Raw genomic sequence first — 12,821 nt, 5'->3', positions numbered from 1 at the left:
GAGTCGTCGGCTGCGCGTGCAGTCACCGAACCTCGTTCGCCGCGGCGACCAGGTTGCGCAACGAGGCGGTTACCTCGTCGGTCCTGCGCGTCTTCAGACCGCAGTCCGGGTTCACCCAAAGACGCTCGGCAGGAACGGAGTTCAACGCTTCTCGTAACGAAGAGGCCATCTCGCCGACGGCGGGTACCCGTGGCGAGTGGATGTCGTACACGCCGGGGCCGACGCTGTTGGCGAACCCGGCCGCGTTGAGGTCGCCGAGCACCTCCATGTGCGAACGCGCCGCCTCGAGGGACGTCACATCGGCATCGAGATCGGCGATTGCGCCGATCACCTCGCCGAACTCCGAGTAGCACAGGTGCGTGTGGATCTGTGTCGAGTCATCGACACCCGATGTCGACAACCGGAATGCGTCGACCGCCCAGCGCAGATAGGCATCCTTGTCCTTGGAGCGCAGAGGCAGCAGTTCGCGAAGCGCGGGCTCGTCGACCTGGATGATCGCGATACCCGCCTTCTGCAGATCGATGGTCTCCTCGCGAATCGCCAGCGCCACTTGGGCCGCCGTCTGGGCCAACGGCTGGTCGTCGCGCACGAACGACCACGCCAGGATCGTCACGGGCCCGGTCAGCATGCCCTTGACCGGCTTGTCGGTCAGTGACTGCGCATAGGTGATCCATTCGACCGTCATCGGTTCGGGTCGACTGACGTCGCCGTACAGGATCGGCGGGCGAACGCACCGGCTGCCGTAGGACTGCACCCAGCCGTTCTGTGTGGCGAAGAATCCGTCGAGCTGCTCGGCGAAGTACTGCACCATGTCGTTGCGCTCGGGCTCGCCGTGCACCAGCACGTCCAGGCCGATCTCCTCTTGCAACCGGATTACGGCGGCGATCTCGGCCTGCATCCGGCGCTTGTATTCGGCGGCGTCGATCTTGCCCGCGCGCAGGTCCGCTCGGGCCAGGCGGATCGCCGATGTCTGCGGGTACGACCCGATGGTCGTCGTGGGCAGGACGGGCAGGTTCAGCCGCGCCTGCTGCGCTGCGCGGCGCCGGTCGGCGGGACCGCGTTCGGTGCCGGAGGCGGTGATGGCCGAGATCCGCTCTCGCACATCGTCGTTGTTCAACCGGGGATCGGCGCGCCGCGACGCGATGGCCGCGTTAGACGCCGCGATCTCACCGTCGATCGCCTCGCGTCCGCTCTTCAAGCCGCGGGCGAGCGCCACGACCTCGGTCACTTTTTCGAAGCCGAAGGCCAACCAGCTGCGCAAGGCGCTGTCGATAGAGGGCTCCGCATCGAGCGTGTACGGAACGTGCAGCGTCGAGCACGACGTCGAAACCGCGACGTGCCGCGCCGACCCCCGCAGTGTAGTCAGGGTGCCGAGAGCCGATTCCAGGTCGGTGCGCCAGATGTTGCGGCCGTCCACGACGCCGGCGACGAGGAGTTTGTCGGCCAGTTCGGGCACCGCGGCGACCGCGGACACCCCGCCCGCGACGAGGTCGACACCGATCGCTTCGACCGGCGTTCGCGCCAGCGCGGGCAAGGCATCCGAGAGCTCGCCGAAGTAGGTGGCCACCAAGATCGCCGGCCGATTCGTCAGCCGACCGAGCTGTGCGTAGGTGCGCTCCGCGAGTTCGGCTGCGGTGTCGACGAAGTCGGTCACCAGAACGGGTTCGTCGATCTGCACCCACTCCACGCCCCGCTCAGCGAGAAGTGCCAGCAGCTCCCCGTATACCACGGTCAAGTCGGCGAGCCGGTCGATCGGGGGGCCCGCGCTGTGCACCGCCTTGCTCAAGGCAAGGAAAGTGATCGGCCCGATGACGACAGGGCGGGTCGGAATACCCTGCGCGCGAGCTTCTTCGAGTTCACCGAGAATCTTGGCCGGGTTCAGCGCGAAATGCGTGTCCGGAGCGAGTTCGGGCACGATGTAGTGGTAGTTGGTGTCGAACCACTTCGTCATCTCCAGGGGAGCGATGTCGTCGTTGCCACGCGCGGCAGCGAAATAGCGGTCCAGTTCATCGGACACGTCCGCGACTCGCGGGGGCAACGCACCCACCATGGCGGCGGTGTCGAGCACCTGGTCGTAGTAGGAGAACGTGTTCACCGGAACGGAATCCAGCCCCGCGGCGACGAGCGCCTCCCAGGTGTCGCGGCGCAGTTCGGCGGCGACGGACTCGAGTTCGTCGCGTCCGACGGTGCCGGCCCAGTACTTCTCGACGGCTCGTTTGAGTTCACGGTTCGGGCCGATGCGCGGGGAACCGAGGATGGTGGCATAGAACGGTGTTGCGGTCATGACGACGTCCTCATCGGTACGGCGGATGTTCATCGCCGGAGGGTGTCGTGCCGAGCGGTCACGCCATGAGCAACCCGCTTCGGCCACAGCCCATTCCGCGAGGCGATGAACCACCGGACGCGGCGCGCCCGGTACATCTGGCAGGTCTTCGGACTCGCAGGCTCGCACATGGTCGTGCACCTAATGGCCGTCGCTTCCCAGCCCGTGGGGCCAGTGCTGTTGACGGCGGTCGTTCCTGCATACCGCTGCGGGACAGTCCCGGATTCTCACCGGGTTCCCTCTCGCACCGCACCCGAATCGGCTGCGGCACTCGATGCCGACGGCCCTCCCTCGAATCCGAGATCGGTTCGCCCGCAAACCAGCTGCGCGACCAGCCTACCCCTACCGCCGGGCCAGCCACTCGGCCAGGGACCTGCCTGCCTCCAACACATGACGTTCGGCGATGTCCCGCGCGGCGTCGGCATCACGACGCTCGAGCGCATCCAGTAGCTCCTCGTGCTCGGACAGCGAGTGCTTCTCATGTTCGGGGAATACGGTGAGGAAATTCGTGGGCACCACCCGCGCGGCCTGCCGGATCTGCGTCAGCAACCGTGGTGAGTGGGCGGCACGGTGGATGGCCTGGTGGAACAGCCAGTTCGCTTCGCCGATCGTGTCGTCCCCCGACCGCGTGACGACATCGGCGGCCAGCTGCCGCAGCTGTGCGAGCTCGTCGGCGGCCACCCGCTCGGCCGCCCACGCGGCCGCCTGCCCGGTGAGCACACCGAGGATGGTGAAGCTGTCCTGCACATCGCGCGGACTGATTCCGATGACTGTGATGCCGCTGCGCGGCGCCACTTTCACCAAGCCCTCAAAGGACAGTTCGAGCAACGCTTCCCGCACGGGCGTACGGCTTGTCGAGAACTCCTCGGTGATCGCGTCGAGGTCGACGCGGGTGCCAGGAGGCAGCGCTCCGGTGAGGATGCGGTCCCGCAACTCCCGGGCGGCGCGTTCACGCACCGTGCCGGAGATGTCGACTGACCGGGTCATGTTCCGACTCTAGCAGGCAAAACATCCCACATTTGAAATCTGATATATCAAATGTTAACTTTCGGACCATGACCCGGACCGACCACATGGCGCTCGTCGCCTTCATGCAAGCCGGCAGCACCTCGGTGTACGCCGGATCGTGGCGTCACCCCGCCACCGAGCACGGCTACCTCGACGCCGGCTACTACGCCAAGATCGGCAGGCAACTCGAAGAGGGCTGCTTCGACCTGATGTTCTTCGACGATCGGCTCGCGATGCCGGGCATCTACGGCGGGTCGGTGGCCGAGGCCGCGCGGTACGGCGCCCGCCCGGTCAAGCTCGATCTTGGTGTCGTGCTCGGCGTGCTGGCCCATACGACGTCGCACATCGGGCTCGGCGCCACCTACTCGACCACCTACTACGCCCCGTTCCACGTCGCGCGCACGTTCGCCACGCTCGATCATCTGTCCGGCGGCCGCGCCGCGTGGAACGTGGTGACGTCGGTCAACGACAGTGAGGCGCAGAACTTCGGCGTCGACAGCCACCTCGGCCACGACGAACGGTACGACCGCGCCGACGAATTCCTGGACGTGGTGACCGGCTTGTGGGACACGTGGGAAGACGACGCGGTGCTGCACGACCGGACGTCAGGTCAATATGCGGATCCGGCGAAGGTGCACGAACTGGGCCACGTCGGCCAGTACTTCCGCGCGCGCGGACCGCTGACCGTCCCTAAAACACCGCAGGGACGTCCCGTCATCATCCAGGCCGGCTCGTCGGGCCGCGGACGCGAATTCGCCTCGCGCTGGGCCGAATTGATCTTCACCGGCGACCCCGGCCTTGAGGTGGCGCGTGAACACTACGCCGATCAGAAAGCGCGCATCGCCGCCGCTGGGCGCGACCCTGACGCGGTGCGCATCTGCCCGATGGCTTATGCGGTCGTCGGCGAGACGGAGTCGCACGCCAAAGAGCGCGAGGCGATGTTCCTCAACGATCTGGTGCACCCGATGGCCTCGCTAACCCTGCTGTCGGAGCTGATGAACTACGACTTCGCCCGACACGACCTCGACGACCCGGTGACCGACGAGATGATCGCATCGGTCTCCGGAATCCGCGGACTCGTACAGAACCTGCGCAATCACATCGGCGGTGACACCGTCACGGTGCGCGACCTCGCCGGCCACCGCGCCACTCTGCTGCAGGGACCACGATTCGTCGGCACCGGTGAACAGGTCGCCGACCAGATGGCCGAGTGGTTCACCGGTGACGCCTGCGACGGGTTCGTCCTGGCCGCAACGCATTTACCCGGCGCGTTCGAAGACGTGGTCCGCATGGTCGTTCCGCAGTTGCAGCGCCGCGGCCTGTTCCGCACCCGGTACGAGTCCTCGACGCTGCGTGGGCACCTTGGGCTGCAGCGCCCAACCGCCCGGGTTCCGGCGTGATGCTCGACGGCCTGCGGGTACTCGAGTTCGCGACGCTGGCTGCGGCCCCACTGGCGGCGACCTACCTCGGCGAGTTCGGCGCCGAGGTGATAAAGGTCGAGGACCCCAGATGCGGCGACCCCATCCGCACCTGGGGCCATCAGCGCAACGGCGTCGGTCTCATGTGGAAGTCCTTGTCGCGCAACAAGAGATCCATCACCTTGAACCTGCGCTGCGCCGACGGACAGGCCATCGCCCGCCGCCTGGCCGAACAGGCCGACGTCGTCGTCGTCAACACCCGACCACAGACCCTGCAGAAGTGGGGCTTGGATTACGAGAGCCTGCGCGCGGTCAACGACCGGATCGTGATGCTGCACATCACCGGCTACGGGCTGACCGGGCCGAAGAGCGAGCGCCCCGGCTTCGGCACGCTCGGCGAGGCGATGAGCGGTTTCGCCCACATCACCGGAGAGGCCGACGGCCCGCCGACGCTGCCGCCGTTCATGCTCGCCGACGGGGTGGCGTCTCTGAACGCCGCGTACGCGGTGATGATGGCGCTCTACCACCGCGACGTGCACGGAGCGCCGGGCCAGTTGATCGACATCAACCTGATCGACCCGCTGGCCAGGTTGTTGGAACAGACGCTGCTCGGCTACGACCAGCTGGGGTTGGTGCCCGAACGGGCCGGCAATCGGTGGGACATCTCCGCGCCGCGCAACACCTACCGCACCGCCGACGGCAAGTGGCTGGCGATGTCAGGCAGTTCACCGGCGTTGGCGCTGCGGGTTTTCCGCGCCATCGGTCGCGACGACCTGGTCGCCGACGCCGACTTCTCGGATCCGCAACGCCGCCTCGCCCGGGCCCGCGAAGTCGACGCGGTGGTCGCCGACTGGGTCGCCACCAAAACCCTTTCCGAGGCGATGGCGGTGTTCGAATCCCAGGAGGTGGCGGCCGCACCCGTCTACGACATCACCGATCTGATCGCCGACGAACAACTTCGATATCGGGAGGTGTTCGTTCCGGTCGACGACGCGGAGTTGGGGGCGATGACCGTGCAAGCACCGGTCCCGCGGTTCTCGTCAGCACCCGGCCGAGTCGGCCATCTCGGGCCGCGCCTGGGTGAACACAACGCCGAGGTGTACGGCGAACTGCTCGACATGTCCGTGTCTGACATCGCACAACTGCGCGCCGACGGCGTGCTCTGACCACGAAAGAACATCGATGACCAACCTGCTCCGGCGTTCCGAACTGGCGCTGCCCGCAAGTAACGACCACATGTTCAACAAGGCTGCCGGCAGCGGTGCAGACCTGGTGTTCCTCGATCTGGAGGATGCGGTACCACCGGCCTTCAAGGTGCAGTCACGCGCCAAGGCGATCACGGCGCTCAACGAGATCGACTGGGGCAGTACAGCACGCGCGATCCGCATCAACGGCCTCGACACACCGTGGTGTCACGACGATCTGATCGAGGTCGTCACCCATGCGGGCCGCAACCTCGACACCGTCGTGATTCCGAAGGCGCGTACGGCCCGCGATGTGTGGTGGGTCGACGTGCTGCTGACCCAGCTGGAGTCGAAGCTGGGTCTGGACAACCGGATTCGGCTGGAGGTGCTGATCGAAGAGGTCGAAGGCCTGGCCAACGCCGAAGCCATCGCCACGGCCAGTTCCCGTCTCGACGCGCTCATCTTCGGGGTCGGTGACTTCTCCCTGTCGCAGGGCGCGCGGGTGGACACCAACTTCGACCCGCTGGGCGAATACGTCGGCGACTTCTGGGCCTACGCCCGCAACAAAGTCATCGTCGCCGCTCGCATCGCCGGCATCGACGCGGTCGACTCGCCCTACCCCGACTTCGGCAACCTCGCCGGATACGAGCGCGACGCGCGCCGGTCGGCGCTGATGGGCTACACCGGCAAGTGGGCCATTCACCCCGACCAGGTGCCGATCGCCAACGACGTGTACGCACCGACGCCCGACCAGATCGCCCTGGCCGAACGCAACGTCGCCGCATACCGCGAAGCGGAGAACAACGGCCGCGGCGCGGTGGGCGTTGAAGGTGTGCTGGTCGACGCCGCGCACGTCAAGATGGCCGAAGAGACGCTGGCCCGTGCGGCGTTGATCGCGTCGAAATCCTGATCCGGCGCCTAGGACAACAGCGTCTGGCCCAGGTAGGCGCCCGGCTCGACTCCCGGCAGGATCGCGAACGTCGCCGACCCGATCGTGGTGATCCACTCGTTCAGCGCATCGGCCGCGGCGAGCCGCCGCTGCACCGGTGTGAACTGCACGGCCGGATCACGCTGGTACGCAGCGAAAATGAGCCCACTGTCCGTGATACGCCCGGCGGCCGGCGAATCGTCATAGTTGTAGGGCCTGCGAAGAAATCGTTCGTCGTCGCTGTGCGGACGGGCGAGCGCGACATGCGCATTCGGCGGGATCACTGGTATGCCGTCCTCGGCCGCGTTGAAGTCCGGAACGTCGTCTTCCCGGCTCCCGGTCAACGGGGCGCCGCTGTCGAGGCGACGGCCGACGCTGAGTTCCTTGCTGGTTCGGTCGAGCTCGTCCCAGGTGTCCATCTCCGCGCGGATGCGGCGCAACACCAGCGTCGTCCCCCCGGCGAACCACAGCTGATCGTCACCGTCGTCCCAGACGTACCGAGCGAAACCTGCCCCGTCGACGATGTTGGCAGTCCCGTCGACCTGGCCCATCAGATTTCGCATGCTGTGCGCAGCCGAGCCCGCTGCTTGCCGAAACCCCTTCTGCCGCCATCGCTGCCGGGTCATGGTGCGCACGTTCTTCAGCAGCACTCGGCTGGTGTGAGCGACGGTGATCGGGTCGTCGGCACAGATCTGCAGCAGGAGCTCACCGCCGCACCACTGCGGTTCGAGCCGGTCGGTGGCGAAGGCCGGCGGATCGGCGACCGCCCGTGGGCGCCGATTCCCGAGCCCGATCCGGTCGAACAGGCTCGGCCCGACACCGACGGTGACGGTGAGCCTGGCCGGCCGTTGCGCCAGTTCGGGTTCGGTGTCAGCCAGCGCGGGAGTGCCCTGAGTCAATCGCTCGGCGTCCGAGGTCCACAGCCTCAGCACAGCGCCCAACGTCTCCCGCGGGCCGCGATGCGGCTGCGCTTTGAGGTCGAGTGCGACGAACAACGCGTGCGCCTGCGGGGACGTCGCGACACCGGCCTGATGCCGCCCGTGAAACGGTTCGACGGCCCGGTCGACGGCGTCGGCAGTGACGGCGGATTGGGCGATCCCACTGTGGGACAGCGTCGCCCCGGCCGCCACCGCGACGGCGCCGCCCGCGAGAAGGCGACGCCGGTTGAGGTGGAACCGACCACCGGCCACACCGTCACCCATGGTCATGGTGTGGTGCGGAACCACCCGTGGCCGGCTGATAATCCTCGTTGGCACCGGCGAAGTCACGCACCTGCGCGGTGATCGGCAGCGTCGAACCGTCCTCGAACTCGACGGTCAGCGTTACCTCAGAACCAGGCAGCAGCGGCTGTTTGAGGTCCATCAGCATCAGGTGGTCACCGCCCGGCACCAACGCGTGTGAGCCGCCGGCCGGGATCACCAAGCCTCCGTCCTTGGGGCGCATCGTCCTGGCACCCGCATCGGCGGAGACCTCATGCACCTCGACCCGTCCGGCCGCGTCCGAGCGCCCCGAGACGATGCGCGCGTCGTGGTGCCCGACGTTGGTGAGCGTGCCGAACACCGCGGCCATACCGGTCTCGGCCGAGCTGGCCCACTGGTCGGCGAGCGTTACCTCGGAGGCCATCGGCCCTTCGTCGTGTTGGCCGTGTGCCGTGCAAGCCGCCACGACGGCCGCAGCGATGACAAGTACCAGTGCGTGATAGATCCTGTTAGACATCGACTTTCGCCTCCTTCCCGGTGCCCCGCTTCTTGACCGCTGCGACGATGAGGTCGACGACGACGAATGCGGCGAGGCTGAGGCCGAACAACGGCAACGCCCAGCCCACCGCCACAGCGCCGGCGACGAGCAACACGATCACCCCCGGGTGCAAACCACGCAGGACGCCGCGCAGCGGCGGCCGTCCGGCCGCCCACGCCGAACCCCTTGTCGGCCTGCGTTGCCACCACATGAGGTAACCGCGGACGATGATCGTGATCAGCCCGATCGCGGTGAGCACCAACACGATCTGGTTCACGACACCGAACAACACACCCATGTGCGCGTCGATCGCCCAGTTGGTGAGTTTGGCCAGCAGCGGCCACTCGGCTTGGTTCACCCGGTCGATGATCGCTCCGGACGAGGGGTCCACCGAGACCGCGTCGTACCGGGTGGGCCAGTCGCGCTTGTTCTCCGCGACTTCCCAACCCTGGCCGTCGCCACTCGGAGGGTACATCCACATCGGTCCGGACAGGCCCGCGGCGCGGGCCGCGCTCAACGCTGCGTCCGCACCGTGCAGTGCGGCGTCACCGCCGCCGACGACGGCTCCTCCGTGGTGATGCCCATGGCCCGCGTGGGTGTCGGCCGGCTGCATGAGTGCGGTGTCCACCGACGGCGCTGTGGTGTTCAGCCTTTCCTGCAGCAGATTGACCGTCTCACCGCCGTAGCGCGACCAGGTGATGCCGGTGACCGACAGCCCGAGCAGCGCAACGATGATCCAAACCCCCACCGCGCCATGCCAGGACAGGGTGCGGCGACGGTCTGTCTTGTCTCGGTCGGGAAGCGCGATGCGACGCAGCTTCTTGGTGTCGCGGCGGTGCAGATACCACAGCGCCAGACCCGCCAGCGCGATCACCCACAACCAGCTCGCCGCAAGCTCGCTGTAGTTGCGGCCCACGGCCCCGAGATGCAGGTTGCGGTGCAGCTCGTCGAACCACGCGCGCACCGGCAGCCACTGGCCGTAGGTGGTCAGCGCGCCACGGATCTCACCGCTGTACGGGTCGACGAATACCGTTCTCGCGTAGTCGGGCGGAACGTCGTCGACCGCGAGCACGACGCGCGTGGTGTCATCGGCCGCGACGGGCGGGCCGATCTGCTCCACCGTCCCCTCGGGGTATGCGGCACGCACGGTGCGCAGCTGTTCGGCCAACGGGAGTCGCTGCTCCCCGACGTTGTCGACGGTGACCTTCTCGCGGTAGACCGCGTCGTCGATCTGGGGAATGACCGCGTACAACAAGCCGGTGACAGCGGCGATCAGGATGAACGGACCGACGAAAACGCCGGCGTAGAAGTGCAATCGAAGGAGCAGTGGACGCAGGCCACGCTGACGCTGACTCGCGGGCGTACCGAGGGTGGGGGTCGTTGTCATTAATGGCGAACCTTCAGCCGGCGGCCCGGCGAGCACACTCGACGAGCCGGAAATTGAGGTGAGGTGAGTTACGTCGAAAGCCGCGACACCTGTCGCGGCCGATCTCGGTGCGCGGCGGGGGCTAAGCCGCCCGATGCCGCGTGGCCAACCTCAGAGGCGGAGCGCGCATGCCGAGTCCGCAACTCAACAGGACGGATTCGGCGACAACGGTTTTGACGACACGGTGCACCCGCCGCACGCGCGGGCGCAATCCGGACGTGGCGAAGATCCGCAGCCACTGCAGCACCGATACGCAGACGACGTAGAGGTATTCGACGGCCGCGATCGCCGTTCCCAGGATCGCGGCGGCCCCGATGTGCGCCGCCGCCATGGTGGGCGTCAGGCCTAGTGCGGCGGCCGAGTGCACGTGCCCACCGGCGAGGACGAAGGACAGATGGCCGAGGAGTTGCGCGAGGCTCAGGGCGCCGACAGCGGCGAGCAGCCGCGCGTGACGACCGTCGAGTGCGGGTCGGGCGACCACGGCGCCCACGGTGGCGCAGACGAGCATCGCGACGATCAACGCCGACCCCGCGGGGAGCTGACCGCCGGCGAAGGTGTGCGCGGTCGCGGTCAAGACGGCAGAACACGAACCGACCAGGCCCCCGCGCACCCAACGTGCGCGCGATTTCGGCGTGTTCACCTGCAGAACTCTACCGCCGGCGCCACCGGGTCACCCCTGGACCACCACTCCGGCGGCGGCTTCGATGGGTTTCACCACCGCCGTGAAGTCGGAGTCGGCTCCCTGGCTGGCCATCGTCGCCTCCCACACCCGGCCCACGGCGTCGGCGAGTTCGGTCGGCAGGCCCAGCGCCCTGGCCTCGTCGAGGTAGAGCCGGACGTCCTTGACCATCAACCCCGTCGCGAAGCCGTAGTCGAACGTGCGGGGCAGCACCGCGCGCGGGAACTTGTCCCGACTGGCGTGAGTGCCGCCGGAGCCGGCGTTGAGGACGTCGATCATCACCCGGGCATCGAGTCCGGCCTTCACACCGGCCACCATCGCCTCGGCGGTGACAGCCAGTGTCGTCGCGGCGATGACGTTGTTGACGAGCTTCATCGTCTGCGCCGCGCCGGGCTTCTCACCGACGAACGTCACCCGCCCGAGGGTTTCGAACAGCGGTGCGCACCTCTGGTAGTGAGCCCGCGGCCCCGACACCATGATGGCCAGGGTGCCCGCCTCGGCCCCGTGCACACCGCCGCTGACGGGACTGTCGAGCGCCGCGATCCCGCGCTCGGCCAACAGCGCGCTGTTGCGCTGCGCGGCTTGGCTTCCCACCGTCGACAGGTCGACGAAACGCTCGACGACGGTCCCGCAGGCGACCTCTGCGGCGACGGACTCCGACACCTGCGGGCTGGGCAGGCTCGCCAGTATCGTCGGCGCGCGGTCGGCGACCTCGCGCGCCGAGGCCGCCCGCTCGGCACCGGCGTCAACCGCCCTGTCGACCACCTCGGGGCGGGCGTCGCAGACGACCACCCGATGCCCGGCCGCCCGCAGGCGGTCTGCCATCGGGAAGCCCATGTTGCCGAGTCCGACGAATCCGATGTCCATGCCGTGCCCTACCGCTGTTCGGCGTCGTCGAAGGCGGCGCGCGCGGTGCGGAAGGCCTCCACCGCAGCGGGCACACCTGCGTAGACCGCGACCTGCATGAAGATCTCGCGGATCTCTTCGGGGGTTACGCCGTTGGTCAGGGCGCCTCGGACGTGGGTGCGAAGCTCGTTGGGGCGGTTCAACGCCGCGAGCATCGCAAGGTTGAGCATGCTGCGCGTCTTGTAGGACAGGCCGTCGCGTCCCCAAACCGCTCCCCAGCAGTACTCGGTCACCAAATCCTGGAACGGCCCGGTGAAATCGTCGGCACTGTCTGCCGCCTTCTGCACATAGGCCTCACCGAGCACCGCCGTGCGGATCTCGCGGCCCTTGTCGTACACGTCTTGGTCCACCACTCGAGAGTGGCAGACCGCGACGAGCCGTGCTCAGCCGGCAGGTGCGGGGGCCGGAGCCGGAGGCGGCGGTGCGGGCGCGGGTGCGGGTGCCGCGAACGGCGCGGGGGCCGGAGGCGGAGGCAGTGGCGGCGCGGCCAACGGTGCAGGAGCCGGCGCTGGGGCCGGAGGCGGCGGGGGTGCCGGAGCCGGCTCGAGACGCGCCACCGCGTAGGCCGCACCCTCGGCGGCCATCCCATTCACGATGTAGGAGTTGTGCGCGAAGCTCGGCAGACCGATGGGAGCGCCGTTGCAGATCGTGTCCCCCTCGGCACACAGGTCCAACGTCTTGTCCTGATACGACGGTCCGATGACGATCGCGGGCGCGCCGGCATCGGTGAGGAACTGATCCGAGGGCCTGCCGAACAGCACGACAGCGGCAACGTGGTCGCCGACTTCCTCCGACATCGGCTCGGGGATGAACTCGCGGTACTCGGCGGGGATCTCCTCGGGGATCTCAGCGGACGTCACATATCCGGCGACCGCGGCACCTTGTGAGAATCCGCCGAGCACGATGTCGGTGTCGGGGCATGCCGCGGCCGTCGACTCGACTTTCTGTCCCGCATCGCGGATTCCGTCGACGACCGTGCGTGCGAACTGGATGCGGTTGCCGAAGTCGCCGCTGGCCAGGTAGTTGACCGGATAGACGTCGATGGACCGTGGGCCGGCCTGGGCGCGCAGCTGGTCGACGAATGCCTGCCCGACCCCGCCGACACCGACCGGCTCGCCGGTCCCGCGCGCGAACACCACCTGCACGTCGCGTTGAAGGAGCACTGCCCCAAGGGCGTCGACGTGTACTTCGACAATGTCGGCGGGCCGATCC

12 protein-coding genes and 1 riboswitch are annotated in these 12,821 nt (G+C 67.9%); of the genes, 3 read left to right on the top strand and 9 right to left on the bottom strand.

All coding sequences use genetic code 11. From position 1 onward, the window contains the following. Positions 1–22 precede the first annotated feature (22 nt). Both metE and AU192_RS07485 read right to left on the bottom strand, forming a co-directional pair. Entirely contained in the window at positions 23–2,284 is a 2,262-nt protein-coding gene (gene metE / locus AU192_RS07490) for a 5-methyltetrahydropteroyltriglutamate--homocysteine S-methyltransferase (protein WP_165593279.1), read from the bottom strand. A 133-nt stretch (positions 2,285–2,417) separates the two neighbouring features. Continuing rightward, positions 2,418–2,601: riboswitch (cobalamin riboswitch) on the bottom strand. A gap of 64 nt (positions 2,602–2,665) precedes the next feature. Next, positions 2,666–3,310: a GntR family transcriptional regulator gene (locus tag AU192_RS07485; protein WP_064395168.1), complete on the bottom strand. Its 645-nt coding sequence runs from the start codon at positions 3,308–3,310 to the stop codon at positions 2,666–2,668. Between the two features lie 68 nt (positions 3,311–3,378). On the opposite strand from AU192_RS07485, the gene AU192_RS07480 reads away from it, so the two are divergent. Genes AU192_RS07480 through AU192_RS07470 form a run of 3 tightly spaced genes read left to right on the top strand, consistent with a single transcriptional unit; the run spans position 3,379 to position 6,843 of the window. Next, positions 3,379–4,731: an LLM class flavin-dependent oxidoreductase gene (locus AU192_RS07480; RefSeq protein ID WP_064395167.1), complete on the top strand. Its 1,353-nt coding sequence runs from the start codon at positions 3,379–3,381 to the stop codon at positions 4,729–4,731. Then, on the top strand, positions 4,731–5,915 hold the full coding sequence (locus tag AU192_RS07475; RefSeq protein WP_064395166.1) for a CaiB/BaiF CoA transferase family protein: 1,185 nt from the start codon (positions 4,731–4,733) through the stop codon (positions 5,913–5,915). Before AU192_RS07480 ends, AU192_RS07475 begins: the two co-directional genes overlap by 1 nt. Before the next feature lie 16 nt (positions 5,916–5,931). After that, positions 5,932–6,843, top strand: a complete 912-nt coding sequence (locus tag AU192_RS07470) for an HpcH/HpaI aldolase/citrate lyase family protein (protein ID WP_064395165.1) — start codon at positions 5,932–5,934, stop codon at positions 6,841–6,843. Between the two features lie 8 nt (positions 6,844–6,851). On the opposite strand, the gene AU192_RS07465 is transcribed toward AU192_RS07470, so the two are convergent. The 7 genes from AU192_RS07465 to AU192_RS07435 all read right to left on the bottom strand — a co-directional run bounded on the left by AU192_RS07465 (position 6,852) and on the right by AU192_RS07435 (position 12,772). Beyond that, entirely contained in the window at positions 6,852–8,063 is a 1,212-nt protein-coding gene (locus tag AU192_RS07465) for a Dyp-type peroxidase (RefSeq protein WP_064395232.1), read from the bottom strand. Next, positions 8,056–8,553 carry a copper chaperone PCu(A)C gene (locus tag AU192_RS07460; RefSeq protein ID WP_207544914.1) on the bottom strand — a complete coding sequence of 166 codons (498 nt, stop codon included), beginning with the start codon at positions 8,551–8,553 and terminating at the stop codon, positions 8,056–8,058. The genes AU192_RS07465 and AU192_RS07460 overlap by 8 nt, the downstream gene beginning before the upstream one ends. Before the next feature lie 16 nt (positions 8,554–8,569). Next, the gene (locus AU192_RS07455; RefSeq protein ID WP_064395163.1) at positions 8,570–9,985 is read right to left on the bottom strand and encodes a PepSY-associated TM helix domain-containing protein; all 1,416 of its coding nucleotides are present in this window, start codon (positions 9,983–9,985) and stop codon (positions 8,570–8,572) included. A gap of 121 nt (positions 9,986–10,106) precedes the next feature. Next, entirely contained in the window at positions 10,107–10,664 is a 558-nt protein-coding gene (locus tag AU192_RS07450) for a hypothetical protein (RefSeq protein WP_064395162.1), read from the bottom strand. Between the two features lie 30 nt (positions 10,665–10,694). After that, entirely contained in the window at positions 10,695–11,570 is an 876-nt protein-coding gene (locus AU192_RS07445; RefSeq protein ID WP_064395161.1) for an NAD(P)-dependent oxidoreductase, read from the bottom strand. Between the two features lie 8 nt (positions 11,571–11,578). Next, positions 11,579–11,959, bottom strand: coding sequence for a carboxymuconolactone decarboxylase family protein (locus AU192_RS07440; RefSeq protein ID WP_064395231.1), 381 nt, complete (start codon positions 11,957–11,959; stop codon positions 11,579–11,581). Between the two features lie 33 nt (positions 11,960–11,992). Then, complete coding sequence (locus AU192_RS07435) at positions 11,993–12,772, bottom strand: cutinase family protein (protein ID WP_165593278.1); 780 nt, start codon at positions 12,770–12,772, stop codon at positions 11,993–11,995. Positions 12,773–12,821 lie beyond the last annotated feature (49 nt).

It is taken from the genome of Mycobacterium lehmannii, assembly GCF_001499925.1.
Classification (GTDB): domain Bacteria; phylum Actinomycetota; class Actinomycetes; order Mycobacteriales; family Mycobacteriaceae; genus Mycobacterium; species Mycobacterium lehmannii.
Note: the sequence above shows the minus strand (reverse complement) of the source record. Positions and strands in the feature narration are given on the sequence as shown.

What these genes read in the sequence shown, in the direction of transcription:
- AU192_RS07445 (WP_064395161.1), bottom strand. Translation starts at nt 11,570, where the DNA reads ATGGACATCGGATTCGTCGGACTCGGCAACATGGGCTTCCCGATGGCA.
- AU192_RS07470 (WP_064395165.1), top strand. Translation starts at nt 5,932, where the DNA reads ATGACCAACCTGCTCCGGCGTTCCGAACTGGCGCTGCCCGCAAGTAAC.
- AU192_RS07480 (WP_064395167.1), top strand. Translation starts at nt 3,379, where the DNA reads ATGACCCGGACCGACCACATGGCGCTCGTCGCCTTCATGCAAGCCGGC.
- AU192_RS07475 (WP_064395166.1), top strand. Translation starts at nt 4,731, where the DNA reads ATGCTCGACGGCCTGCGGGTACTCGAGTTCGCGACGCTGGCTGCGGCC.
- metE (WP_165593279.1), bottom strand. Translation starts at nt 2,284, where the DNA reads ATGACCGCAACACCGTTCTATGCCACCATCCTCGGTTCCCCGCGCATC.
- AU192_RS07455 (WP_064395163.1), bottom strand. Translation starts at nt 9,985, where the DNA reads ATGACAACGACCCCCACCCTCGGTACGCCCGCGAGTCAGCGTCAGCGT.
- AU192_RS07465 (WP_064395232.1), bottom strand. Translation starts at nt 8,063, where the DNA reads ATGGGTGACGGTGTGGCCGGTGGTCGGTTCCACCTCAACCGGCGTCGC.
- AU192_RS07485 (WP_064395168.1), bottom strand. Translation starts at nt 3,310, where the DNA reads ATGACCCGGTCAGTCGACATCTCCGGCACGGTGCGTGAACGCGCCGCC.